We start from the raw sequence: 24,395 nt of genomic DNA, 5'->3' as shown, positions 1-24,395 counted from the left end.
CGAATTGGCCGCCGTGACGGGGAAACATGGGTGATTGGGTCCGAGGGAAAAACGACAGCGACATCGCCTCGGCCAGAAAACTCTACGCAGCCAACACAACCCGATCAGACCGATCGGCACCAGCGCGTTTTGGCCCCCCCGGCACGCTCGGCGACCAGGAATCGCATCGGATATGCCGATTAATCCTGGTAACAATGCGATCCTGAATTAATTGGCCCTGTCACGGATGACGAGTCGGAACATGCCAGGCAAATCACAACAAAAGCGACCACAGCCGCGTGCGATCCCCCGAGGACGTCGGAGCACGACCAAACGTCTGGCAACCTCTGCAACGCTCGCCCTGGCGGCATTGACGTCGGCCGCCGGAATCCACTCGATCCCCGACGCCCGGGCCGACCACCCGGCGACGCTGCAGCGCGTCGGCCGTTTGCTGGGCGTCGGCTGGGGAGACGGATACCACGTCTGCCGCGACGGAGGTTGCCGGCCCGGTGCGGATTTGCCGCCGCACGGATTCCCCGACCAATTCGGCCACAAGAGATGCGCCGACGGATGCGGACAGATTTATCCCGCCGGCACCGCGTTGCCCCAAGTCCGTCACGGACTCCCGCACCTGCTGACCGGTCTGCCGAAGCTGCCACCGGTGTCCGGACCGGCGGTCTACTCCGCAGGCGTCGCCCCCTGCCATTCCCCCAACCGCACTCGTACAACCTGCGACGATGCGGCCTGCGATGTTTCCGGCTGTGATTACGCGGACGAGATCGTTGACGCGCCAAACGCACTCGCTGGCCCAGAGACGAATTCGCCGCCGAACGCGCCGCCGGAACCATCTTCAGCGGTCGCCGATGCCCCGTTGTCGAACATCCAACAAATCCAACCCGGCCCTGCGGTAACTCTGTCAAACGAGTCGGATGAATCGATGGCACTGCCGCCAGATTGGATGGCTGGGCCCGACCCGTTAACCGATCCAGCTGAAGCCGCCGACCGGCAACTTCAGGTTGACAGCCCAGCCGCGAGCGCGGCGCCTGGTCCTAAGGCCCCGCAACGCACTTTCCAACCCGAGGTCGTCGCCTCGCCGAGCGATGAGACGACGTTGCTGGACTTGTCCCCCCCGACACTAAATACCGAAGCGGCAAGCGAACAATCTGGCGAGCCGGATCTATTGAACGACCCCGCCTATGAGCAGCGGCTACCACCCGCAGCACATTTCCGCGGCATCGACGACTTGGGCACCGTTGAAGTGTCGCCGCGCGATGCCAGCGACGCGGCGGTTGACATTCCCGTGCAGCTGCGGCCGATCCCGCAGGACCCGCCGCAACCGTTCGCGACGCCCCCGGTCCGTTCCAATCCCTACATCGGATCGGGCCATCGCAACAGTTCCTCCCAGACGCAATCCGCTGCACCACGTGTGGCAACCTTGCCGGGCTCCGGGGCCAACCGCGACTGGAATCCGATTCGCCAGCCGGAATGAAGGACGCAGCGCCACCTTCAATCGATACCAGCCCGAATTGCATGCGAGTGAGCAGCCTCCTTGCTGGCGCCGCGGGCTCGTCAATCAACAGCCGCTGGCGCTGCGCCCTCGTCTTCCAATCAAATCCGCTTGAAGAGGTATCGTCCAGCAGGGTTGCCGCGCAACGGCCCACCGACGACGGCCCGGAAGGGCCATCGTACCTGCCTAAAGCTGGACGCTGCCTACTGGCGGATGACCGCGACTAGCCCTTGATGTCGGCGAAGCCGCGGAGCTGGTAGGGGATGTCAACGTAATCGAGCACGCGGCAAAGTCCCCGCAAGGCGACTCCGAATCCGTCCGGACCGCTGAACCCACCGAACTGGCCGCCGCCCTTGACGTGCGGTTCCAGGTCCAGGAAGACGCCGTCGGCTCCGCGTTTGAGCGCCCGTTGGTGAAGCTCGGGTAAGAATTCCTTCAGATCGCGGAAGATCGCTTCATGTCCGCTGTCTCCGCGGTCGGCGGGAACGAAGTTGTCCAAGCTGGCCTCGTCGACGTGTTCGATTCGGCCCGAGGGCGACGGATCGTGATAATCCTTGATGTGCATCCAGCCCATGCTGTCCTTCATCGCCAGGTACTGGGCATAGGTTTCATCGGCAGAGAATCCTTGCGTGACGATGTTGGCACCGTCAAAAATGGTCAGCATCGCCGGATGATTGACCTTGGCAGCGATGGCTTGCAGCAACGTTCCCGTCTGGCCGACCAAATTGGCCTCGACCTCCAAACCGAACGTCAGCCCGCGTTTGTCGCACGCCTCGGCGATCTGTCCCAGTTGGTCGGCAACCTGATCGACATGGTCCTCCGGCGCCGTGCCTTTGGGATGATAAAATGCGAAACCGCGAATCAATTTTGCACCGAAGGCTTCGGCGCGATCGCAGGCCGTTTGGACGTCTTCGGCCAGGTACTTTTCAAACGGGATGTACTTGTTTGCCGTACCGTCGTCGACATCCAACAGTTTTACCTTGCCGATCGGCGACCCGATGCTGCTGACCTTCAACCCGTAATCGGATTGCATCTTGACCAGATGGTTGATCTCGGCATCGCTCAGTGCCATCACGTTCTTGATGCCTTCGCCGGCATCAACGAAACGGATCGAATAGTATCGCAACCCCAGGGCGGCAAACGCGGAATACTGCTGGACCGCAAGTTTTTCGTTGGCGGCTTCGTCCGCAAAACCACTCAGAAGGACGGGGGTGGAATCAGTCATCAAATCAAAAACCTGGGGTTGGGGGAATGTTGTGTTGGTCGCTCGATTTCATCGGAGTGCAGATGGGATCAGGCGTCTGGCGCGAGCCTAATGCCATCTACTCTATGAGCCGACGGCGCTAGCCGCGGGCCTTGGATTTCCCTTCGAGACTTGTAAAGGCCCGAGGCTAGCGCCGGCGGCTCAGTTTGTGATCGACAGTAGGCCTGAGGCTAGCGCCGGCGGCTCAGTTTGTGATCGACAGTAGGCCCGAGGCTAGCGCCGGCGGCTCAGTTTGCGATCGAAAGGCTTTGGGCTCGCGTTATACGGCTGATTGAATCAACAGGCCATTGACCAGGCTACGCCTGGGGCGTCGGATACTCGACAATGATAGTGCTGTGCAAGCCCCCGCGGGGCGTCCACTGGCTCTCTACGGTCGCACTTTTTGGCTGTACAACCGCCAAGAAGTCATCCATGATGCGGTTCGTCACGGCTTCGTAAAACATGCCTTCGTTGCGAAATCGCTGCAGGTACATTTTCAAACTCTTCAGTTCCACGCACAATTTGTCCGGAACGTAGGTGAAAATGATTTTCCCGTAATCCGGCTGGCCGGTTTTGGGACACACCGACGTGAATTCCGGGCAATGGTGCACGATCTTAAAGTCTCGCGACGTATTGGGGTTTTCAAACACCTCCAAGATGTCGCTAAATTTCTCTGATTCACTCAACGCTAATTTCTCCCTTGGGTAAACCACAATTTTCGCACGCAACGGCCGAATCCACCAGGGGACCGGACCACGCCCAACTGCTGGTCAGTGAAACCTTCACCAGCCGTCAGGGCGAAGGCCGGTTAACGGGGACGGACAGTTTTTTCATTCGCACCAGCGGCTGCAATCTGCGTTGCTGGTTCTGCGACACGCCCTATGCGTCTTGGAACCCCTCGGGAGACCGCCAGACGATCGAATCGCTGCTCGACGCCGCTCGGCAAAGCGGAGTGGAGCACGTCGTGTTGACCGGAGGCGAACCCCTGCTGTCACCGGCGGTCACCGAACTTTCTCGATCGCTGATGGATTCCGGATTTCATTTGACGATCGAAACCGCCGGGACGATCGACAAACCGATCCCCTGCGACCTGCTTTCGCTGAGCCCCAAACTGGCCGACAGCACGCCGGATCCGGGGCAGCACCCGCGCTGGAGTGGGCTTCACGAGCAGCGGAGGATGCCGATCGAGACGATGCGCACCCTGATCGACGCCGCGCTGGCACATCAGGTCAAATTTGTCGTCGGCGATCGATCACAATTTGATGAAATCCGACAGGTCGTCGACTCACTGGGCGTCACCAACGATGACGTCTTCCTCATGCCGCAAGGGGTGACCAACGCACAGATGGACGCGGCGATCGAGTGGCTGCGTCCGCTCACCGAGGCGGCCGGTTATCAGTATTGCGACCGCATGCAAATCCGCTGGTTCGGAAATCGCCGCGGGACTTGAGGCGAGATTTTCATTGATCGTCGCCGAAACGTCGCTACCTTCGCCAGAAGGTGGTCCGCACGACTGCATCACGCTCTGGCGAGCGTAGCTACGTCAAGGTAGATCTCAAACGCGTGCCGCGATCGTCTTAAACCGCGTCGACCGACGGCACTTCGTAACCCGGATTGTTGGCGTCTTTGACCAACCCATTGGCTTCGTCGGCACGCTCGCCTTCGAATCGTTCCGTGTCGGCGTTGAAGGTCAACATCGGGCCGAGCTGGTATTTCGCGTCGCTGCCGGAAATCCCGACCCCCTCGGACATCACGTTGTGCAATCGTCCGAAGTGCTCGATCGCATCTTCGTTGCCGCCGAAATCGCTGGCCGTTTCGCTGAACGGGACTTCCGTGCCCAAACGGTAGGAGTTGTTCATGATGTGGCCGAGGACGCATCCGTAGTGGGCGTCCATCACGTTTCCGTTGGCCATGGATGGATCACCGGCACGCACGGCGGCGATGAACGCGTTCCAGTTTCCGCCCGGCGTCACGTGTCCCTGGTCCAACTTCAACGGCTCTGCCTTGGAAGCCCCCGGTCGCAGGATCTTGTAATTGCCTTCGCCGGTGATGATGCTTCCGTCCTCCAGGTAGTACTCGTTGAAGACTTGACGCTCGTAACCTTCGTAATTGACGTTGCGAACGTTGAAGAACACCATCTGCCCGTTGGGGTACTCCGCCATCGCGAACATCGTGTTCGGCGTGACGCCCTGGTCGTCCCACTGGAATCGGCTGCCGATGGCCATCGTGCGCGTGGGGTGCGTCTGGTCGTCGTCGATGGCCCAGCGTGCGACGTCCAACTGGTGCGTCCCTTGGTTGTTCAAGTCGCCGTTGCCGGTCTCCCAGAACCAGTGCCAATCGTAGGGCACATAGTTGGCGTGATACTGGTCAATCACCGCGGGGCCTTTCCAGTGTTCCCAGTTCAGGTCGGCCGGCGGATCGCTGATCGGTTCGTGACCGATTCCGTTGCGTGGTTTGCAGCAGTAGCCGTAGGCGATTTTCAGCCGCGGCAGCTTTCCGGATTTCAACGCTTCGTGCAGCCCCGCGACGCCGGCGTTACTTCGTCGTTGCGTGCCGTGTTGGATCACCACGCCGTACTTCTTCTGAGCCTCGACGACGACGCGTCCTTCGGCGATGTCGTGGCTCATCGGTTTTTCCACGTACACGTGTTTTCCGGCCTGGGCACCCCAGATCGTCATCAGCGAGTGCCAGTGGTTGGGCGTCGCGATCGAAATCGCATCGACCGTGGGATCATCGAGCGCCTGGCGGATATCGCCGATTCCACGTGTGGTCAGTTTTCCCTCGGCCCGGCTGGCCAAACTGTCCATCCGTTTGGCAAGCACCTTGCCCGCCGGATCGGCGACGTAGGCCAGTTCGACATTGGGTGCTTTGGCCCAACCGGCGATGTGGGCTTGCCCGCGGCCATTGAGTCCCGCGACGGCAATCCGGACGCGGTCGTTGGCGCCGTCGATCGCCCCGCTCGCTTTGGTTCCGGTGATCAGAAAACTGCTGCCGGCTAGGAAACTGCCGCCAGCCACGGCCGAACCGGTCTGTTTCAGAAAGCTGCGGCGGGAATTCTGGGTGGGATTCGAATCGGTCTTGGCCATTTGGTCTTCTCGCTCTCAGGTGGGGGGGGCGGGGGCGGGCACGGACGCAGAAGCGGCCGGACGCCATATTAACAGCATCCGAGGGTGCTTATGTGGGTTTAGAGGCACAAATTCGGAGGTAGACTGGATAGATCGGCGACGGCACGCTGCGAGTGCAGCCGAAATGCCGGCGATGCTGTCTGCCGATCACGCCGTGAACCCTTTCTCGACTGGGATTCTCCCGAGATGATTGACATCACCCAACGAACACCGACTGCCGTTCTGCCGTTTCCTCTGCGACCGGTGATCCTGGCCGTCGCGGCCTTGCTGTCCGTTTTGACGGTCAACGACCGTGCCGGTGCGCAGTTTTATCGGGGCTATCGCGGATTCCGCGGCCCCGTCATCGTTGCGCCTCCGTTGGCGGGGCCGTACTATCGCGGTGCATGGTCGACCGCACCGGTCCTCGTCGGTCCGCCCAGCAGCGTGCGCGTGCAGACTCCATTTTTCTCGCTGAATCTGGGCACCGGCCCCGTCGTTGCATCACCTTACTTGGATTATCACTACCGCTATGAAGCGTATCGACCGCGATACGGTTCTTCATACGAATTCGGTTACTCGGCGCCGCTGTCGACCGTGCCGCCCTATCGCGGCATGACTCCCGCCGATGACACCATGGGTCGCTACGAGAGCTACCGATCCGAAGGGCTGTACCGATCCGGCAGCGGTGGAGGAATCCCCGATCTGACGCCACCGGTCGATTTTTCGCTTCCGGCACTTCGCGATGCTGCCAAGCGTCTCTACCAAGCGTTGGCACGACGCCCCGACGACGGCGACGTGTGGTTGGAATACCTGCAACCCGATCGCATCGTGGCCGCTGCCGATTCGGGACAGCTTTCACCTTCGATCCAAGAGTTGTACACGCGATTCCAAGGCGTGACGATGAATCCCGATCTGGTGGTGATGACACGGATCGACGGCTTCCGTCAAACGTTCCAACTGCTGGGCGCCTGGATCGAAGACGCCAATGACTCGCCTCAAGCTGCCCAAGATCCGCCTGCGGGATCTTCTCCTGAAAAACCCGCTGCGGCAGCCGAAGCCGATCCAAAGCTTCCGATCCCCCCGCCGATTCAGCAAGAAATCTTGCCCGCACCCAGCGGGGAAGTCGAAGACCTTTAGGCATGTCGCGTGATGAGGTGGGAGCGAAGCGACTTTCGATCGCCTGTTTCATACACTCGTTGAACGGCGGTGGCGCCGAACGCGTGATGGCCGGTCTGGCGTCACGGCTGGCGCTGCGTGGTCACGCTGTCACGTTGGTTACACTTGACGATGCACAGTCCGACCGACACGCAGTTGACTCCGGCGTCGCCCGCGTTCCGCTTGACCTTACGTCCGATGCCCAAGGTTGGTCGGCGAAAGTTCGTCAAGTCCGCGCGCGACTGCGGGCGATTCGCGACGCGGCGGATCAAATCTCGCCTGATGTGATCCTGTCATTTTGTGATCGCACCAACATCGATGTCTTGTTGGCGACCGGCACATCGAGTCGTCCGGTGGTGGTCTGCGAGCGCAGCGATCCGGGGCGACAATCACTGGGACCGTTGTGGAATACCGTCCGAAAACACGTCTACCGCCGCGCCGCGTCCGTCGTGGCGTTGACCGAAACCTCGGCCGACTATCTGCGGCCGTTTGCGAAATCCGTCGTGGTGATCCCGTCCGCGGTTAACCGGCCGCAGCGGACCTCGGATCGCGATCAAGCGTGCGCCGAAAAGCTGATCGCCGGTGTCGGCCGGTTGGAAGCAGAAAAGGGATTTGATCGGTTGTTGGAAGCGTTCGCGCGGGCAACGGGCGACGATTCGGATTGGCGGCTGGTGATCTATGGCGATGGGACGATGCGCGATGCATTGATCGCCCAAGCGAAGCGGCTGGGAATTGCCGATCGCTTTGAATTACCGGGCTGGGTCCGCCCGCTCGACGAACCACTCTCCCGTGCAACCATGTTCTGTTTGCCCAGTCGATACGAAGGATTCCCGTCGGCTTTATTGGAAGCGATGTCGCTGGGCGTTCCTTCGTTGAGCGTCGATTGTGAAAGCGGCCCACGCGTAATCATCGACCACGGACGCAACGGCTGGTTGGTCCAGTCGTCCGTCAAAGGACTCAGCGACGGGATCACACGATTGATCCAAGACGCCGCCCGACGCGAATCCCTCGGCCAGGCAGGCATCGAAATCGTTAATCAATTCGGCTGGGAGAACATGGTCGATCGATACGAACAAACGTTACGCGATGTGGTGCAACGACGACCATAAATGCACCATCCACTCGGTGCAGCAAATTTTCCTACCCCAAAAATCTTCCTACCGCTCCCACCCGGCCAAGACGTGCTGTCCAGGCGAGTATTCGCACAGGGATGGCAGAATGATTCGGGGCAGAATGATGGTGATCGCCCCCAGACTGCCGCACGACCTCTTTCAGGGTAGGGAGGGTAGGGATCGTCCCCACGTCAAGACTTCGTGTGCGTCAACGCGACGCTGACGCTGCGGTGATCCGAACCGACGTCCCGCCCGACACGGTAGTCGACACACCGAAGCGAATCGCTGATGAAGATGTGATCCAGCACCAGTCCGAACGGAAAACTGGAATCGCGCGCATACCACGTCGGCATCACAGCAATCCCCAACTTGGCACGGATTAGCCCTGATTCGCGTTGGAACCGTCTGAAATGCGGCGACCAAGGAGTCACATTAAAATCCCCCAACACCGCAACGGATCGCTCTGGAAAATCGTGTCGGTGTCGAACCATTCGTTCTGCGAGCAGAGTCAGGTGTTCATTGCGGGAGCGAAACCCACGGCTGCCCATCGGCGGCAAGGGATGGGTCGCCACGATCAGATTCCCATCACAGACCACTTCGATTGACGTGATGTTTTCGTTCAACTGAAACATCCGAGCTTCGTCGAATGGACGCTTGCTAAACACACCGATTCCGAAATTCCCCGTGTCTTCTGGGCTCGAAACGGCGTGCGGATACACGTCTGCCAGTCCGTTTGAAAGATAGCCGTTCAACCCGCTGCTCAACTCCAGAACGGCGACCAGATCCGGATCGACTTGCCGGATTTCATCGACCACGCGCTGATAATCCTGGTTACGTGTCAACACGTTCATCGTCATCAACCGGAGCGGTGCGTTTCCCGCTGGACCGGAGACCGCGGCCGGAACCAGTTCCGGCATCATGGGCACCAAGTGCACCGAAATACAGATCGATCCGATCAAGGCCAATCGGAACTGTTTGACCAACAAGCAGAACAGCACCGTGATCCCCGCAGCGATCAATTGCTGGATCCGCAGGCTCGCCAACAGATCCGAAAACCAAAACCAGCGTGCCGGCAGGGTCGCCGATGTACCGAGCAACACTGCGATCACACCGATTCGTGCGAGGAACCTCGCCAGCTTCCCGATCCAATCGATCAGACCGGGCATCTCGGGGGGCGTCGCTATCTTGCGGCCAGGATTGCCTCCAGCTGTACCGGGTGGTGGATCAGCGTCTTGACTGCCGGCGGATTCGGGTTCGAGGACAAAAAAATAACTTGCCCGAGCGGTGTTTCGCATCTTTTCGGTTACCGGTCCATTTATCGATCCACACGTCAAAGGCGTTGTTCGCGTCGCTGAGACCCGATTTCACAGGTTGTCGCCACGTCCGCTAGCGGTCTGTTGATTACTGGCGCGAAGCGCAAGCGAGTGGGCCTGCATCAGCCCTTGCCAGCGCTGCGGGCTAGTATCCAACACTTGTGAACCACGTTCTGGCGAAGGTAGCTACGTTGGACCAGCGCTTACCGAGACTGCAGGTGATCCCAGAGTCGCGACACGAGGCTACGATCATCCGGGATTGTCAAACGTCCGATCTGCCCCGCCTGCACCGACAGGCTGGTCAGCGGGTTGAGCGGCAGAACGGACCGCAATTGTGGGTGCACCAGCTCGTAGTCTTCCGACGGCTGCAACATTTGGACCGCCAACGGGCCACCGGCCGTCGCAGCCAACGCCGGGTGCGGCAATCTGCGGCTGGCGGACGGCTGGAGATCCCGCAGCGGGGCGTCGAGGGTCACCCCGCCTCGCAGCCGGACCGAAGCGACCTGTCGGTCCGCGGCAGCCTTCTTATAGGCTTCCAGGTTGTCTTCGGCAACGATCGCCATGATTTCCTTTTCTTGAGGATCCGAGACACGCAACAACTCTTCGCCTTGTTTCACATATCGTCCCAGCAAGTGGTCGGTCGCCGGCGTCGTGATCTTGCCGTCACGCGTCGCCAGAATTCGCATCGTGTCGATCTGCTCGTCGATCTCGGCCAATCGACGATCCAAACTTTCGGCGTTCTGTTGTGCGACCTTGGAAAGTGCCAACTCGCCTCGCTGGCGGTGTTGCACCGCCTTGGCCGATTCGACGTCCCGTTGATCGATCAACTGGTCACGTCGGAGCACAAGTTCGGGCTGTTCCAGTTCCATCAACAACGTGCCCCGCTGAACGCGGTCACCGCATTGGACGAACACCGATGCGACAAAGGCGTCGACCGGAGCCCGCGCGATCTGTTCGTTTTGAAACTGCACCACGACCGGTACGCGACGAGCCAGCGGCGAACTGTGCACGGTGGCAAATTGAATGATCAGCGCAATGAACGTGCAAATGCCGATCAACCGCCGTTGATAGAAGTTCAACGTCCATCCCTCTCGCGGCGCCAGCGTCCACATCTTGACCATCCATCGCAACAGCGGCAACACGCCCCACATCGTTGCGGCAATGATCGCGATCAGGATGCCCAGCCCCTTGGCCCATGTTGCAACCGCGAACACCAACCCTGACATCCACACGATTTGAAAGACGACCGAGCAGAGTGCATGAAACGCCGCAAAATCTCGACGCCACCCGACCAGCGGACTTTCCGGCATCCGGATCCGAAACAACAGGCATTCGATCATCGCCCCCAATCGCTTGCGACCATGGGCGCGTAGATTCGGGATCTCAAGCAGATCACTCAATACATAGTACCCGTCCAACCGCAATAACGGGTTCGCATTGACCAACAGCGTCGCCGGGCCGGCGACCAGAAAGACTTGGGCCGCAAGGTGCTTGGCAAATCCGACGGGACTGATCCACCAGATCAGCGCGGCAACGGCTCCGATCGCCAATTCCACGTACACGCCGGCCAGCGCGATTTGAACGCGATCCCGCCGACGCACCAGTTTCCAGGCATCGGTCACGTCGACATAAGCCAGGGGGGCGAACAGGAAAAACATGATTCCCATGCGACCGACGCGCACCCCGTGTCGTTTCGCGCACACCGCGTGTCCGCACTCGTGAACGATCTTCAACACGCACCACAAGAGCGCCAGAACCAACCACAGTTGTTGGTCAAACACCCGTCGCACTTCGGTGGAAAACGCATCGGCGTTGGACCAAACCACACCGACACCCGCCACCACCAACACCGTCCAAACCGCCATCGCGGCGGCGCTGAACAAGCCCCCGAACGCCGGCAACAGTTTCGCAGCGACGCGGTCGCCGTCGGCCAGCGGAAATCGCTGTGTCAGCAGTCCCCCCAACCCACGCAGCGCCATCCCAGCCCATCGTTTCCGGCGGTCGGTTGACGGTTGGGTCGCGTTCGCACCTGCCGTCGCACTCGCATCCGCACTCGCTGCGTCATGATCCGCCGTCTCAACCGGCCGCGAAACCTCCTTTTCGATCGGCAGGACGACCGCCAACCGGTGCTGGACCAATTCTTTGACAAAGGCGATCACGTCGACTTCCGTCCACGACAACCCATCCTGTTGCAGCTGGCGATGGATCTCTCCCAGGGTTCGCCGTCCGTCCATCAAGCTGACGGCGTGATACTCGCGGGCGCCAAACCGATAATACTTGCCCGTTCGGCGATCCTTTCCGACATAGACCGTCTGTGACTGGTTTCCGCGTGACGAGAACTCCACCGCCGGATCGACCTGGACGATCACCGTCAATGGATCCGCCGCATCGGTTTCCGGGCTGGAGTGGGTGGTGTGATCATCCATGGCGCTCACCTCAGTAGCCGACCCACCAAAGCGTCTTTTCCCATCCCGAACGAATCAACGACCACAGCCACGGCCGCACCGGGCCATAGGCGATCGCATCGCCTCGCATTCCAGGGCGAAGCGTGCCGTCTTGGTTGTCGACATGGATGTGACCGATAAACACGTTTTGATCGTCACGAAGTTCCGCGCTGGGGTACACCGTATCGATCGGTTGTTCGATCGCGCCACCTTCGTTCGCGGTCAACCGAACGCGAGCCGGCATGCCCTCGGCAACGTATCCGATTTCATATTCGGGAATCTCCAGCTCCACCACCATTTCACCCAGCGGTGCGATCTCCAACACCGCTTGCCCGGTCTCCAACGGCGCCCCGATGGACCGATGAAGATCACCCAACACGATGATGCCGTCGATCGGACTGGTCACATTCAAGCGGTCCAGGCGACTGATCAGCAGATCGCGTTGCCGATTCAATTCACGAATCTTCAATTTTGCTTGTTGTGATTCCGCGACCCGGCCACCGACCATCGCCACGTCACGCTCTTTCAAAACCTGACCGATTTGAGCTTCAATGGCCTCCAGTTCCAACCGCAACGGCCGCCCGTCCAGAGAAATCAACACGTCACCCCGTTGGACCGCATCGCCGGGCTGGACATGCGCCGCCTGCAACGTCGCATCGAACGGCGCCGAAACGATCCGCGAATGTTTCGGCCGCACCACCGTGGTGCAGCGAACGCGGTAGGACACCGGCCAAATCATCATCAAGACCACAGCCAACGCAGCCAACCCGATGTAGATACGCCCGATCATGCCGCTGTGTGAGAGCCATCGCCACATCTGGGTCGTGACTCCGCCCCCACGCATCCAGACGATCGCACGTAAACTTGGCAATGCCCGACGCAGCCAGGTTCGATCCGCAGCCGTCAACTCGCCGCCATCGATCCACAGCACGCAGCGTCCCAATCCGACGTCGTCATCCAAGTTCAACCGCAACAACTCGCTCGGTGCGGCGTTGCTTTGTGCTCGATCCATCGCGGGAACGTCGGGCCGTGTCGGTAGCGACGACGCGTCATCATTCCAACCGTCTGCCGCATTTTGAAACAGCTCACTGGCCGGCCCCAGCCAGCCCAACCGACATTCGTAAAACCGCCGCAGCTGGGTCGTCCCCAGTCCGCAGCGAACGCGACTGGTCGGGAATTGCTTGGCGATAAAATTGACCATCGCGATGATCGCCGCCGTTTGATCCTTCGCTTCGGCCACGCATTGAATCAGCGCGAGTGGTTTTGCCGACTCCGCTGTCGCTGCCGCTGTCGCAGTCAACTGCGCGGCGTCGGCGTCTGGGCGCGCAACGTCGCCCGCCGGACGTGCCGATCCACTTCCGGATTCCGCCGACCGCCCCTGTGGTGTCGTTAGCGAAGGACGCGTGCTGCTCATCGGATCCCGGACACCTCACTCTGTTTGGCGATCGCTCCAGGGCCGATGCGTCTTGTGACGGGAGCCGGCAGATGGTGATGCTGCGCCGTCCGCGGCACCGCGGGCTTCATTCGGCAGCGATCACCGCTGCGAAGGTCCCCCGCTTTGTTGTCCAACAGCACTTTGACCTTGATCGTTCCGCTTTCACCATCAATGTCCGGTGCAATCGATGCGACTTCGCCACGCACACTTTTCCCCGCACTGGTCATGAACACCTGGACCTTGTCGCCCAAATGAACCATCCCGATTTCTTCCACCGGCACATTGAACACGCCGTAGAGTTCATCCAGCACCACCAACCGAATGACGGCTGGATCGGCGGGAGTGATGTATTCGCCGGGGGCGTGAAACAGTTCCGCAACCACACCATCCATGGGCGCGAGCACCTTGCGCCGCTGCAGTTGCAGCTCGTACCGGGAAAGCTCTAGTTTTCGGAGTTGGTCCTGTTCCATCGCGCCCAGCTCGCGCGACTTTGCGATCTCCCAGTCTGCATACGCCCGTTTCAGTTCGTCGGGGCGAGCGACATCCTGGTCGGCGAGCGATTGCAATTGTTCCAGCCGCAACTTCATCAACGTCGTTTCCGCCTTGGCCGCATCGGTTTCGCCATGCATTTGGGCACGCCAGCGAGCCGTCGCCACCGCTTCGGCTTGTAATCCGTCTTCCAGTTTTGCAACCACATCACCTTTTAAAACCCGGTCACCGACTTCGACGTTCACCGCGTCCAAACGTCCGATTTCGGTCGCTGCGACCAGGATGTCGAACTTGGGAATCGTGAACCCTTCATAGTCGATCGTAATCGAACCGCCCTGATAGCCTGGTCCTTGCCGCGAAGTGCGGGAATACGCCCCGGAATCCTGGGCGAGCAAGATCGCCGGGACCGCGCCGAGCCCGCAGACCAGCATCGCCAACGACGCCGCGGCAACGAACAACGACATTTTCGATCGCTTCGGTTGGCTTTTGGATGGAGTGATCTTCATGACGGTTCTGAAATTCGATCGTGGAGTCGAATGGTGGATGGGTGATGGCAACCAACAGGCAATGGCATGTGCGGACGACGTCCCTCGTTATCGCGTCCAGCCTCCCGAGGGCGTTCGCCAGGATGCGCTATCCTGAGGCAACGCAGGACTGGGCGGAGCATTCGCCGCCCGCTCGGACGGCGGCGGTGTGGTTTGTTCCTCGGGCTGCATTGCGGGAGCCGCCGCAGCATTCAACGCGGGTCGACCGATGCGTCGCGGCAAGGCCACCTTGGAACGTGGCGGTTCGTCGGCGGGAACGGGGGCTGCCGTCTGACCGGCCGCATCGCTGTCTAAAGGCGCCCGCACATCGCCGCCGGCCGTCGGAGCCGCTTGGACCGCGTCGGTCCCGGCCGCAGACCTCTGCTCCGGTGACAGGATGATCGTTTCTGGCTGAAAGTTGTCGCGCAGAAAATCGATCTCGCCGCTGCAGGCCGATTGTGCCGGGCGAATCCCCTCGTTGATCAGCAGCGTCCCCATCGCCCGTTGCAACTGGACCAATCCGATCATGTAGGCTGCCTGCACCTTGACCAAATCCTTCTCCGCATCGGTGCGCCGCTGTTGTGCATCCAACAGGTTTTCCAGCTTGATGCCGACGCGTGAATCGTCGCCACCGATGATTCGCCACTGAACCGTCAGGATGTTCTCTTCGGTCACCGCGGTCGACAGCACGTTGCGTTTGCTGACCAGCTGCTGTTCGAATCGCTCCAGGTCGATCAGCGCGGTTTCGACGTCGAATTGAGTCTGCTGGATCACTTCGCGCAGACGTTGCGAACGCTGACGCGCCCTCAACAGCGCTTCGCGATGCTGGGCACGAAACGCACGTCGTCCTCGCGGTAGTTCGAATTCCAGACCGGTGGAGACGCCCGGGGCGTTGTCAAATTGTTCGCCGAAGGATCGCGCGACCTTGCTGGCGCCGTTCAGCTGCGCCAGGTATCCATTGAAAACCCAGTTCAGCTGTGGTTCCAATTCCGCGCGTGCGACGCGCAACTCCAATGCCGAAAGCTCGACGTCATGAGTCGCGGCGCGGATTTCCGGGCGGTTCTCCAGCGCCTGGGCGACGGCATCGCGTAACGTCCAGCGGGTGTGATCGATGATCGGCGACGCCATCGGGATCAATTCCAAATCGCTGTCGGCGCCGATCATCGCTTCGCTGCCGACCAAAGCGGCCAGCCGGGCCTGCTGCTTCTTCAGCCCCGCCTCCAAGTCGATCACCTGGTCGGCACGGCGTGCGACCCGCTGTTTCGCCTTGGTGATTTCGATCAACGCGGCATCAAAGTCCTTTCGGCTGACCAGCAGCCGCTCGATATGACGGCTGCGCGCTAACAATTCACGTTGCTGGGTCAGCATCGCCCGCGCTTCGTACAATTTCCAGTAGGCGGCGATCACATCCGCGATGCGTTGCTCGACCGCTCCCCGCATGTCCTGCCAGGCAACCCGGTTCTCGATTCTCGCCTGCGTCACCAGGCGTTCGTTGTAGTAGCGACCTCCACGCGAGAGCAGTGGCTTGGTCAAACTCAGGCTCAACCGTGCGTTGCCCTGATCGCGGGGGACGAAGAACGAGCTGTTGCTATCCAGGAATCCGATTTCCTGGGACAATTCCAGCTCGGTGCCGGTCCGTGTGGTCTTTCGAACGCCGCCATTGAAGTTCAGCGACTTTTCGCGCAAGCGGTCCGCCCCTCCGGTCGTCAGGGTATTGCCGACCGGATCGTTTGTCGCGCCAAGGTTTCCGCCCAACAGAATGGTGGAATCGAAGGCTGCGTCCTGTTGAACGATCCGCTGGAACGTCGAACTGGCCTCGTAGCCGACACTCAAGATGCGAGGGCTGTGTGCGAGCGTGTCCAACAGGATCGTTTCCAAGTCGAATCGGACCCAACGGTCGCGATCGAGCACTTGCTGTGTCACCCGGTCGGTCCACCATTGGATCGGAGCCGTGTCACCGCTGACCGTAGGGGCAGCCAGCAAGTCCATCGGCGCCGGTGGCAATCGCTTCGGCAGGCTGCCGACCGGGGGCGTCGCGGCGATGGTTGCCGACGCGGATGGCTGGGGAATCCCCAAGCGTTGCGTTTCAGGCGGATGCTGGGCATACAATCCCTGCGCTACCGTCATGGTAAACACCATGACGAACACAGCGATTGTCGGTGGACCGAATCCCATCCGTGGCATCAAATTCTCGTTTAAGTCCATCTCAGCAGCGCAACCCATGCGTCTTGCATGTCCATGCAAATTGGTGGATCGGTCGCAACGATCGTTCGGATCGATCCGGCATCGAGAAATGGCGTTCTGACGCCAGTCCAAGCGGGCACAAGCCGAACAATCGTCAACACTTGCCAATTGCATGCAAAGGATGCCCCCCCGGAGTCGGCCGAGCTCAACTGCCCAGCGGGGAGCAAAAGCGGGCCTGACCAGGACCGCGTCGAACGGGCAGGAGCCGTCACAATCGATACGACTCCCCGTCACGGCGCGATCCTGATTTCTTTTCGCGCGGCGCGTCGGTTGGTGGCGTTTCGCCAGGGCAATGGGCATAGCGAGAAGCAAAACTTGGCTCGATACCGGGTTGGCTCGATGGCGGGTCAGCCCAAGATCGGGGTGGCGACGCCCCGAGCTGACTGTTTGAACTCGCTTTTTTTCAATAGTTGCGTCTTGGGTAGGGTTTATCTCCAGTCGATTCGCCTCGCAATCGCGTTGGTCTGCCTCGGTGCTAGCCTGATTTTGGCTAGTCACTGGTTCGGCCTATTGCCTGACGTGACGCAAATCCAAAGCGACTCACGGCGCCGGCTTAGCGAAGCGGTGGCGGTGAACGCCGCGGCCCATGTGCGGAAGCAGCAGTGGGTGGACCTCCGCGCGACGGCGGAGACGTTGGTGGATCGAGACGCCGACCTGCTTTCGATCGGGGTTCGCAGCAAACACGGCGATCTGAAAGTCAATGCCGGGCACCATGACGATCTGTGGCAGCAAGTTTCCTCCGACAGCGAGGGAATTGACGCGATCAGCGTGCCGATCACGCTGAATCGACGTGAATGGGGCGCGGTCGAGTTTTGCTTTCGCGCCCCGGACCGATCGAACTTTGGTGCCATCGCCGAACACCCGCTGATGCGTTTGTTGGCGTTTTACTGCATCACCGGTTTGTTCGGATACACCCTGTTTGTGGGCAAGGTGATGCGGGTATTCAGCACCACACAGGTCGTGCCCGAACGCGTCCGCCAGGCATTGGACACGCTTGCCGAAGGGCTGTTGGTCTTGGACGAAAAGGCGAAAATCGTGTTGGCCAACCGGGCGTTCGCCGAGACGGTCGACGTGTCTAGTGAGCTGTTGGTGAATTCTCGCGCCAACGAATTGCCGTGGACGTTTGAGAACAGCGATTCCCAGGATAGTTACCCTTGGATGACGGCGATCGACGAATCCGCAACGATCACCGAGCAAATCTTGCACCTGAAGGTCCATGATGGCGACGAGCGGATCTTTTCGGTTAACGCCGCCCCGATCGGCGGCGGCAGCTCCCGACGCGGGGCCTTGGCGACATTCCGTGACGTCACCCACATCGAAGAACACCGCAAACAGCTCGAAGCGATGCTGAGCATGTTGCGTGAAAGTCGCGATGAAATCGAAGAGAAAAACCGTGAGCTGGAGATCCTGGCCACCACCGACGCCTTGACCGGTTGCCTGAACCGTCGCGCATTCTTCGAACGATTCGGGCACCTCTGGAAAACCGCCGCCGCCGAACAGAAGCCGCTCTCGTGCATCATGTTCGACAATGACCACTTCAAGCGGGTCAACGACACCTACGGGCACGCCATCGGCGACGATGTCTTGCGCGAAGTGTCGCGTGTGCTGCGCGAGGAACACGGCGAGCACGGATTGGTTTGCCGCTATGGCGGTGAAGAGTTCTGTGTGCTGCTTCCCGGCATCGATTTCGAAACCGCGCTCGATCTGGCCGAGCAAACTCGAGCGTCGATCGAAAAAATCACCTTCACCGAACCGGCTCAACTGCGATTGACCGCCAGCGTCGGTGTTTCCGAAACTCGCTTCGACGCAGCCGATCCGCAAGAGCTGATCAACCAGGCGGACGTGTGCTTGTACGCCGCCAAACGCGGCGGACGCAACTGTGTGATTCCCTACAGTCCCGAACTGTCGCAAATGGAAGGCGGAGAACCGGAATCGCGGGAACGCGCCGAAATCCCTTATCAGGCGGTGACCGCATTGATCGCGTCGCTGTCCTATCGCGACGCCGCCACGGCGCAACACAGCCGGCGAGTGGCCGACCTCTGTTCGCGGGTCTCCAAACAATACATGGACGCCGGCAGCCAATACATTCTGGAAATCGCCGCGCTGCTTCACGACATCGGCAAGGTCGGCGTTTCAGACGAAATCCTGCTCAAACGCGGCAAGCTCAGCCCCGATGAAATGGAGTTGATCGCGTGGCACGATCGCATCGGCGTGGAACTGATCGAGACGGCATTCGAATGTCAGGAACTGACCGAAACCGTTCAGTTTCGACAAGCACATTTCGACGGCTCGGGCCGCTTTCGAAACCTTCCCGTGGGGCCTGAAATCCCCCTCGGGGCCCGGATCCTGTCGATCTGTGACAGCTATGACTCCATGGTTTCCGACCGCGTCTACCGCGAGGGTTGCTCGCATCAAGTCGCGATCGACGAATTGCGACGCTACGCCGGATCGCAGTTCGACCCGGAATTGGTCGAGCATTTCGCCAGCGTCATCACCAGCAAACCCGAAGAAGACACCACCGCCAACAGCGAAGCGGCGATCCAGATCGGATTCCAAGTCGAACGTCTGGCCGCGGCGATCGACAGCCAGGACACCGAGGGGATGCAAACGCTGGCCGCCCGTTTGGGAATGTACGCCCGCAGCTGCGACATCGACTCGATCGCCAAAGCGGCCGATCGAATTCGCGAGCGGGCCAGCGAACAAGAGATCTCGTGGCTCGCGTTGCTGCACGATACCAACGAGTTGTTGGAGCTGTGTCGCACCACCCAATCGGAACTCATCCAGCAAGCCGAAAGCACCGAGGAGCCGCGCGTGACGCCGGCTGAAAACGCCCCAATGCCTGAATTGGCCGATTGATCACTGCTGCGTCGTTGCGGCGATTGGATCGACGCAACGAGAATCGCGAGAAAACTGCGATTTCCAAAACCCGCCCGGATCCGCCATACTGTCGGCTTGAACGGTCGGTGAGTAATCTCAGGGAAGGGCGCCAGGTGGACGTGCTAGCACCAAATCACGACGAAATCGGATTCGGGATCGATCCGTTCAATCCCCGCACCGCTCGCCCGATCGAAGCCGTCGGCGGGACGTCCAAATCATCGTTGAAACGTCAGATCAGCCAGTCTTGTCCCAGAGTGCCTGGCGTCTACGGGATGCTCGATCGACGCGGGGAACTGATCTACGTCGGCAAAAGCAAATCACTTCGCAATCGGCTGCTCAGCTATTTCAGCACCGCCAACGAAGACGAAAAAGGCGGACGCATCATCGAAAACGCTCGCGCGATCCAGTGGGAGACGCAACCGAGCGAGTTTGCCGCGCTCTTGCGAGAGCAACAACTGATTCGCAAGTTCACGCCCCGCTGGAACGTGCAAGGCGTTCCCAAACGCCAACGCCCGGTCTACCTGTGCCTGGGACGCGGCCCCGCACCGCAGTTCTTTCTCTCCCCCAAGATCCCCAAGGAATACATTTCACTGCAGGGGCCCTTTTTTGGTGCCAAACGCATGGCAAACGCCGTCGACGCACTGAACAAGGTCTTTCGGCTGCGCGATTGCAGCCAACAGCAAACGTTCCAGTTTGCCGAACAACTGTCCCTGTTCGACATCGATCACCGCCCCGGTTGTCTGCGTTTGGAGCTGAACACCTGCATGGGGCCGTGCGCGGCCGCATGCACACGCGGCGAGTATGCCGCGCAAGTCAATGCGGCGGAGAGCTTCCTCGATGGCTTCAACGACGAACCGCTCGTGGTGCTTCAAGAACGCATGGAAACCGCGTCGGCCGATCGCCAGTACGAACTCGCCGGCCGGGTCCAACAGACGCTCAAATCGCTCCGCTACGTGCATCGCAAACTGACGATGCTGGCAACCGCCCGGCGCAAGTACAGCTTCGTGTACGCGGTACCCGGCTATGACGGTTGCCATCTGTGGTACCTGATCCACTGCGGCGAAGTCAGCGCGGTGGCGGCCACACCGATCGGCCGAGACGCCTATCAAGCGATGAAACCGACCATCAACGGATGGAAAGCGACTTTGGAGAGCGCCGCCGACCGCGGCCACGGCCCGTTTCCCTACACGCTGGGCACCGTCGCCTCGTGGTTCCGAAAACACTCCCAGGAACTCGACCGCACCTTCGCCCCCGAACAAGCCGGACGAAAGTACTATCGAAAATCGATGACCGCCTAGCCTGCGACCTTGATCAGCCCATTCTCGCTGCGGAAATACAGGGCATTGCCGCTGACGGCGGGGCTGGCCAAGACCGATTCGCCCAGGTCCGACTCGGCGATCACTTCTCCCTTGTCGCCCTGGTCTTCAACCACGATGACTTTGCCGTCCGATCCGACGACGTACAGTCCCGTCGCGGTCAAGACCGGTGTCGCCCACACGTTGTTCAGCTTTCCCAGCCGGGCCGTCCACAAGACCGATCCGTCACTGATCGATCCGGCCATCAACGTGCTTCCGCGCCCCATGTAGATCCGGTCACTCGATGCCACCGGGCTGCATCGCTGGGGACGCAGCTTGTTGCTCTGCCACTGAATCGTCGCAACCGCGTCATCCCCTTCGGCTTCCGCGGCACTCAATCGGATCGCCGTGGTCGATTGCCCGGGCACAATGATGTACGGCGATGCAAACGTGCTCGATGCAGTCCCGTCGCCGGAAACGTCAAAACGCTTCAGCACTTCACCGGACTTGGCATCGACCAACTCGACCCCTGACCCATTGTGCATCGCGACGGCCGAGATCCCGTCTTCGCTCTCGACCGGTTGCGGTGACGACCAGTTGGACGACGCACTGCGGTCATTGGTCCACAGGATCTCGCCACTGCTCGCGTCGATCCCCGCGGCAAAGGAATCACCTTGGTTTTCGAGCTGCACGACCACCACGCCATCGACGACGACCGGCGAGCTGCTCATGCTGATATCGTTGCCGGTTTTGGGATGATCGATCGCCAGGGCGCGGTACCAAATCAAATGCCCCTGGAGGTCATAGCAAACCAGATCACAGCTGCTGAACAACGCAAAGATCCGCTCGCCGTCGCTGGCCGGCGTCGGCGACGCGTTGGAGCTGGTCGGGTGGGTGAACGGCCGGCCGGTGGCACGCATCGGCCGCGACCACAACCGTTTTCCGTCGGCGACCGAATACGATTCGACATACAAATCGCGTTCGTCTTCGCCGCCGCATCCGGTCACGATCACTTGATCCCCGATCACCAATGGACCACCGATCCCTCGTCCCGTCGTTGCCACCCGCCAGGCGATGTTCTTACCGGATTCAGAATCAAACTCGGCGGGCGTCTTGGCCTCGGGATCAAACGACCGGCCGTCCCCCCGAAAACCGAGCCAATCCCCGGCATCGGCACGGCAGGACGCGAGCACAAACACGGCAGCGAGACAGGACACCGAGTATCGAGAGCAGAACATTTTAAACCTGAATGAATCGCAAAAAAGTGGGATAGGCTTCCAGCCTGTCAAAGAGAGCACCGGCGTCCCGAATCACGCCCAGTCCCGCTCGGGACGAAAACGCAGCCGGTTCGCTTCGTCATCACCGACGAATGTTTCCGTCGCCGGATCGACCCGCAGAGTCCGCTGCAACAACCACGAGAGCGCCGCGGCGTGTGACGCGGTGTGCGATCGACGCATGACGACATGATTCGCGTTGGGCAACTGGCGCGACTTGATGCAGTCCAGAAAGTTTCTCGAGTGGGCTTCGACGTCCAACCCCGACTTTTTCTTCGGCAGCTCCGGCAATCCGCTGCCGATCGATTCGGGTTTGATCACGATGCCCCCGCTATCACCGACTTCGACCGATCCTTGCGTGCCTTCGAAACGGACCGGACAGGTCCCCAGCGACTGGACCCAACCCGGCCGCTGGCCGAAGGGGGTTTCCAAGAAATGGATCCTCAATTTCACACCACTCTCATACTGGGCGGTGATCCCGGTTTCGTCCGGCGTGTATTCGACCGGCATCGTCTCGTCAGCTTGGTTGGCCCACTGACACAAATCCACCGTGTGGGCGCCCCAATCCAGCAACCGCGCGCCGGAATCAAAATCGACGTACCCGCGCCAGCGACCGTTGACGTAGTCTTGATGGAAGGGACGCCAGGGGGCCGGCCCCAACCAAAGGTTCCAATCGCACACCTGGCGGTCCGGCGTCGGCTGTCCCGGCAACCAAGTCGTGTTGATCTCCGGAATGTAAACGGTCGCGTGCAGCGTTTGAAGTTTTCCGAGCTTCCCCGAGTGGGCGAGCTGAACGGCTTGGGCAAAATTAGCGACCGTGCGGCGTTGCGTGCCGGCTTGAAAGACGCGTCCGGTTCTTTCGATGGTTTCGGAAAGCCGGCGACAAAGATCGATCGTGATGCCGCATGGTTTTTCGCTGTAGACGTCCTTTCCCGCTTCGGCGGCCAGCATCGATGCGGTTGCGTGCCAGCGGTCTCCCGTGGCGATCAGAACCGCGTCGATGTCCTTGCGGTCTAACACGCGTCGAAAGTCGATCACCGTCTCACAGTTGGTGTTGCCGTACTGCTGGTCGACCAGTTGTTTTCCCTGTTCACGACGGGTCGCTTGGACATCGGCGATCGTGACACACTCGACATCGGCGTGTTTCAACATGCCCCCTAGTACGTACCGGCATCGCGGTCCGATCCCGATCACTCCCAATCGAATCCGTTCACTGGCGGCCGCGCTGGCCGGGCGGGGGCGGATCGCGGTGCCCAACGCCAAAGGGGAAACGGCGGCGATGCCGGCCGCTTTGAGCAGGGTTCTTCGGTTTGACATGACCATGGCGAGCGGGAGGGAATGGGGGATGGATTCGAAGGCAGGGTCCGCGATTATAGCAGCCCGCGGCACCGGCGATGGGCTGTCAGCCCAAATGCGGAAGCGTCCAATCCTCGATCACCCGGTCTACGGTCTGCGGCGAAACGGGCTTTAAAAAGTCGCTGATCACCTGACCGCCTTCCCCTTCACCCGACTGGCGGGCGATGAAATTGATCACAATCAAGGCATCGATTGGGGAAATCCGTCCGTTTCGGCGTTGCCATCGAGCCCGGCATTGGGGCGGATGACAAAGTCGGCGCCGATCGGAGCGAAGTTGCCGACAAATGTTGAGCCTTCGATGGTGGTCAACCGAACGACATTGCCATCGGTGATCCGACTGTGCACCGCGCCGCCGTGTTGCCCGGATTGATCTCCGCTGGCGGTGATCCCGACCAACTCCAGTGACGCATTGAAGCCGCCGATCGCACCACCATTCCCCGCTGCTTCGTTGTCCACGAACGACGAGTGAAGCACGTGGGCGGTCATGTTGTTGGCAAAAATCGCACCGGCTGCTTGTGGCGACTGATTCCCTTCGAAGTGGCAATCCCTGACCACCAAGCGGTTTCGCAATGCGTAAATCGCGCCGCCGGATGAAGGCGACTTACCGCCGGTCAGCCTCAGCCCCTGAATCAAAAACGTCAGGCCGATGTCTTCATTGGCCTGGAAAACGAACTGGCGATTTTGGTTGTCGCCATCGATCGTCAATTTATCGGCCCCCGGGCCGATCAGGTCCAGATCGTCGTAAACAAATCGATTCGCTGATCTCGATTTCGCCCAGTGCCAAATCGATCGCAACTCCACTTAACGAGGGCGCAAACTCGATCGTGTCGCTGCCCGGATCGCCGGCGACGCTGCCGTCAACACTGGTGTTGTTGTTCGCAGCCGCCACGGCCTCACGAAGCGTCAACAACCCATCGGTCGCCAGATTGTCCGCGGCACTGGTCACGACCAATGTCGCAAGCAGTCGCCGCAGTTCAAGTGGTTCAAGTCGCGGTCGAAAGCGAGATGCAATCATCAGAAACGGTGGGGCGAGTATGGCGTTTG

The 24,395-nt window shown here is 60.4% G+C and carries 19 protein-coding genes; 6 read left to right on the top strand and 13 right to left on the bottom strand.

Going from position 1 to position 24,395, the window contains the following annotated elements; translation table 11 throughout:
* The first annotated feature begins 241 nt into the window (after window positions 1-241).
* A complete protein-coding gene (locus tag Mal15_RS14950) occupies window positions 242-1,468 on the top strand; it encodes a hypothetical protein (protein ID WP_147868513.1) in 1,227 nt (408 codons plus the stop codon).
* Window positions 1,469-1,709: 241 nt separating this feature from the next.
* Here the strand turns inward: Mal15_RS14950 and Mal15_RS14945 are convergent, their stop codons facing one another.
* On the bottom strand, window positions 1,710-2,711 hold the full coding sequence (locus tag Mal15_RS14945; protein ID WP_147868512.1) for a sugar phosphate isomerase/epimerase family protein: 1,002 nt from the start codon (window positions 2,709-2,711) through the stop codon (window positions 1,710-1,712).
* A gap of 335 nt (window positions 2,712-3,046) precedes the next feature.
* Window positions 3,047-3,415, bottom strand: coding sequence for a preQ(1) synthase (queF, locus tag Mal15_RS14940; RefSeq protein WP_147868511.1), 369 nt, complete (start codon window positions 3,413-3,415; stop codon window positions 3,047-3,049).
* 14 nt (window positions 3,416-3,429) lie between these two features.
* Between queF and Mal15_RS14935 the strand changes: the two genes are divergently transcribed.
* Window positions 3,430-4,179: a 7-carboxy-7-deazaguanine synthase QueE gene (locus tag Mal15_RS14935; RefSeq protein WP_233903455.1), complete on the top strand. Its 750-nt coding sequence runs from the start codon at window positions 3,430-3,432 to the stop codon at window positions 4,177-4,179.
* Between the two features lie 127 nt (window positions 4,180-4,306).
* Here the strand turns inward: Mal15_RS14935 and Mal15_RS14930 are convergent, their stop codons facing one another.
* Window positions 4,307-5,815 carry a Gfo/Idh/MocA family protein gene (locus Mal15_RS14930; protein ID WP_147868509.1) on the bottom strand — a complete coding sequence of 503 codons (1,509 nt, stop codon included), beginning with the start codon at window positions 5,813-5,815 and terminating at the stop codon, window positions 4,307-4,309.
* Window positions 5,816-6,040: 225 nt separating this feature from the next.
* Between Mal15_RS14930 and Mal15_RS14925 the strand changes: the two genes are divergently transcribed.
* Both Mal15_RS14925 and Mal15_RS14920 read left to right on the top strand, forming a co-directional pair.
* Window positions 6,041-6,970 (top strand): hypothetical protein, encoded by a 930-nt coding sequence (locus tag Mal15_RS14925; protein WP_147868508.1) that lies wholly within the window; start codon window positions 6,041-6,043, stop codon window positions 6,968-6,970.
* A 2-nt stretch (window positions 6,971-6,972) separates the two neighbouring features.
* Window positions 6,973-8,097, top strand: coding sequence for a glycosyltransferase family 4 protein (locus Mal15_RS14920; RefSeq protein ID WP_147868507.1), 1,125 nt, complete (start codon window positions 6,973-6,975; stop codon window positions 8,095-8,097).
* Window positions 8,098-8,291: 194 nt separating this feature from the next.
* Here Mal15_RS14920 and Mal15_RS14915 read toward each other — a convergent pair whose 3' ends face one another.
* From Mal15_RS14915 to Mal15_RS14895, 5 genes are all read right to left on the bottom strand, one after another.
* On the bottom strand, window positions 8,292-9,266 hold the full coding sequence (locus Mal15_RS14915) for an endonuclease/exonuclease/phosphatase family protein (RefSeq protein ID WP_167546830.1): 975 nt from the start codon (window positions 9,264-9,266) through the stop codon (window positions 8,292-8,294).
* 350 nt (window positions 9,267-9,616) lie between these two features.
* Window positions 9,617-11,839: a site-2 protease family protein gene (locus Mal15_RS14910; RefSeq protein WP_147868505.1), complete on the bottom strand. Its 2,223-nt coding sequence runs from the start codon at window positions 11,837-11,839 to the stop codon at window positions 9,617-9,619.
* A gap of 10 nt (window positions 11,840-11,849) precedes the next feature.
* Window positions 11,850-13,271 carry an efflux RND transporter periplasmic adaptor subunit gene (locus tag Mal15_RS14905; protein WP_147868504.1) on the bottom strand — a complete coding sequence of 474 codons (1,422 nt, stop codon included), beginning with the start codon at window positions 13,269-13,271 and terminating at the stop codon, window positions 11,850-11,852.
* Complete coding sequence (locus Mal15_RS14900) at window positions 13,268-14,287, bottom strand: efflux RND transporter periplasmic adaptor subunit (RefSeq protein WP_147868503.1); 1,020 nt, start codon at window positions 14,285-14,287, stop codon at window positions 13,268-13,270. Before Mal15_RS14900 ends, Mal15_RS14905 begins: the two co-directional genes overlap by 4 nt.
* An 87-nt stretch (window positions 14,288-14,374) precedes the next feature.
* Window positions 14,375-16,432: a TolC family protein gene (locus Mal15_RS14895; protein WP_167546829.1), complete on the bottom strand. Its 2,058-nt coding sequence runs from the start codon at window positions 16,430-16,432 to the stop codon at window positions 14,375-14,377.
* Window positions 16,433-17,068: 636 nt separating this feature from the next.
* Between Mal15_RS14895 and Mal15_RS14890 the strand changes: the two genes are divergently transcribed.
* Both Mal15_RS14890 and Mal15_RS14885 read left to right on the top strand, forming a co-directional pair.
* Window positions 17,069-19,405 carry a diguanylate cyclase gene (locus Mal15_RS14890; protein WP_167546828.1) on the top strand — a complete coding sequence of 779 codons (2,337 nt, stop codon included), beginning with the start codon at window positions 17,069-17,071 and terminating at the stop codon, window positions 19,403-19,405.
* Between the two features lie 140 nt (window positions 19,406-19,545).
* The gene (locus Mal15_RS14885; RefSeq protein ID WP_233903454.1) at window positions 19,546-20,724 is read left to right on the top strand and encodes a GIY-YIG nuclease family protein; all 1,179 of its coding nucleotides are present in this window, start codon (window positions 19,546-19,548) and stop codon (window positions 20,722-20,724) included.
* Here the strand turns inward: Mal15_RS14885 and Mal15_RS14880 are convergent.
* From Mal15_RS14880 to Mal15_RS14865, 5 genes are all read right to left on the bottom strand, one after another.
* Window positions 20,721-21,959, bottom strand: coding sequence for an outer membrane protein assembly factor BamB family protein (locus tag Mal15_RS14880; protein WP_147868499.1), 1,239 nt, complete (start codon window positions 21,957-21,959; stop codon window positions 20,721-20,723). The two genes, Mal15_RS14885 and Mal15_RS14880, sit on opposite strands and share 4 nt — an antisense overlap.
* A 72-nt stretch (window positions 21,960-22,031) precedes the next feature.
* Entirely contained in the window at window positions 22,032-23,312 is a 1,281-nt protein-coding gene (locus Mal15_RS14875; RefSeq protein WP_147868498.1) for a Gfo/Idh/MocA family protein, read from the bottom strand.
* An 85-nt stretch (window positions 23,313-23,397) separates the two neighbouring features.
* Window positions 23,398-23,535 carry a hypothetical protein gene (locus Mal15_RS34090; protein WP_167546827.1) on the bottom strand — a complete coding sequence of 46 codons (138 nt, stop codon included), beginning with the start codon at window positions 23,533-23,535 and terminating at the stop codon, window positions 23,398-23,400.
* Window positions 23,532-24,056 carry a hypothetical protein gene (locus Mal15_RS14870; RefSeq protein ID WP_147868497.1) on the bottom strand — a complete coding sequence of 175 codons (525 nt, stop codon included), beginning with the start codon at window positions 24,054-24,056 and terminating at the stop codon, window positions 23,532-23,534. Before Mal15_RS14870 ends, Mal15_RS34090 begins: the two co-directional genes overlap by 4 nt.
* Before the next feature lies 1 nt (window position 24,057).
* Window positions 24,058-24,366, bottom strand: coding sequence for a hypothetical protein (locus Mal15_RS14865; protein WP_147868496.1), 309 nt, complete (start codon window positions 24,364-24,366; stop codon window positions 24,058-24,060).
* Window positions 24,367-24,395: the final 29 nt, after the last annotated feature.

This window comes from Stieleria maiorica (assembly GCF_008035925.1).
Taxonomy (GTDB): Bacteria; Planctomycetota; Planctomycetia; order Pirellulales; family Pirellulaceae; genus Stieleria; species Stieleria maiorica.
This window is presented reverse-complemented; position numbering and strand designations above follow the sequence as displayed.

Coding starts and splice junctions, on each gene's coding strand:
- Mal15_RS14950 (WP_147868513.1), top strand. CDS start 242: ATGCCAGGCAAATCACAACAAAAGCGACCACAGCCGCGTGCGATCCCC.
- Mal15_RS14945 (WP_147868512.1), bottom strand. CDS start 2,711: ATGACTGATTCCACCCCCGTCCTTCTGAGTGGTTTTGCGGACGAAGCC.
- Mal15_RS14930 (WP_147868509.1), bottom strand. CDS start 5,815: ATGGCCAAGACCGATTCGAATCCCACCCAGAATTCCCGCCGCAGCTTT.
- Mal15_RS14925 (WP_147868508.1), top strand. CDS start 6,041: ATGATTGACATCACCCAACGAACACCGACTGCCGTTCTGCCGTTTCCT.
- Mal15_RS14920 (WP_147868507.1), top strand. CDS start 6,973: ATGTCGCGTGATGAGGTGGGAGCGAAGCGACTTTCGATCGCCTGTTTC.
- Mal15_RS14915 (WP_167546830.1), bottom strand. CDS start 9,266: ATGCCCGGTCTGATCGATTGGATCGGGAAGCTGGCGAGGTTCCTCGCA.
- Mal15_RS14910 (WP_147868505.1), bottom strand. CDS start 11,839: ATGGATGATCACACCACCCACTCCAGCCCGGAAACCGATGCGGCGGAT.
- Mal15_RS14905 (WP_147868504.1), bottom strand. CDS start 13,271: ATGAGCAGCACGCGTCCTTCGCTAACGACACCACAGGGGCGGTCGGCG.
- Mal15_RS14900 (WP_147868503.1), bottom strand. CDS start 14,287: ATGAAGATCACTCCATCCAAAAGCCAACCGAAGCGATCGAAAATGTCG.
- Mal15_RS14895 (WP_167546829.1), bottom strand. CDS start 16,432: ATGACGGTAGCGCAGGGATTGTATGCCCAGCATCCGCCTGAAACGCAA.
- Mal15_RS14880 (WP_147868499.1), bottom strand. CDS start 21,959: ATGTTCTGCTCTCGATACTCGGTGTCCTGTCTCGCTGCCGTGTTTGTG.
- Mal15_RS14875 (WP_147868498.1), bottom strand. CDS start 23,312: ATGTCAAACCGAAGAACCCTGCTCAAAGCGGCCGGCATCGCCGCCGTT.
- Mal15_RS14865 (WP_147868496.1), bottom strand. CDS start 24,366: ATGATTGCATCTCGCTTTCGACCGCGACTTGAACCACTTGAACTGCGG.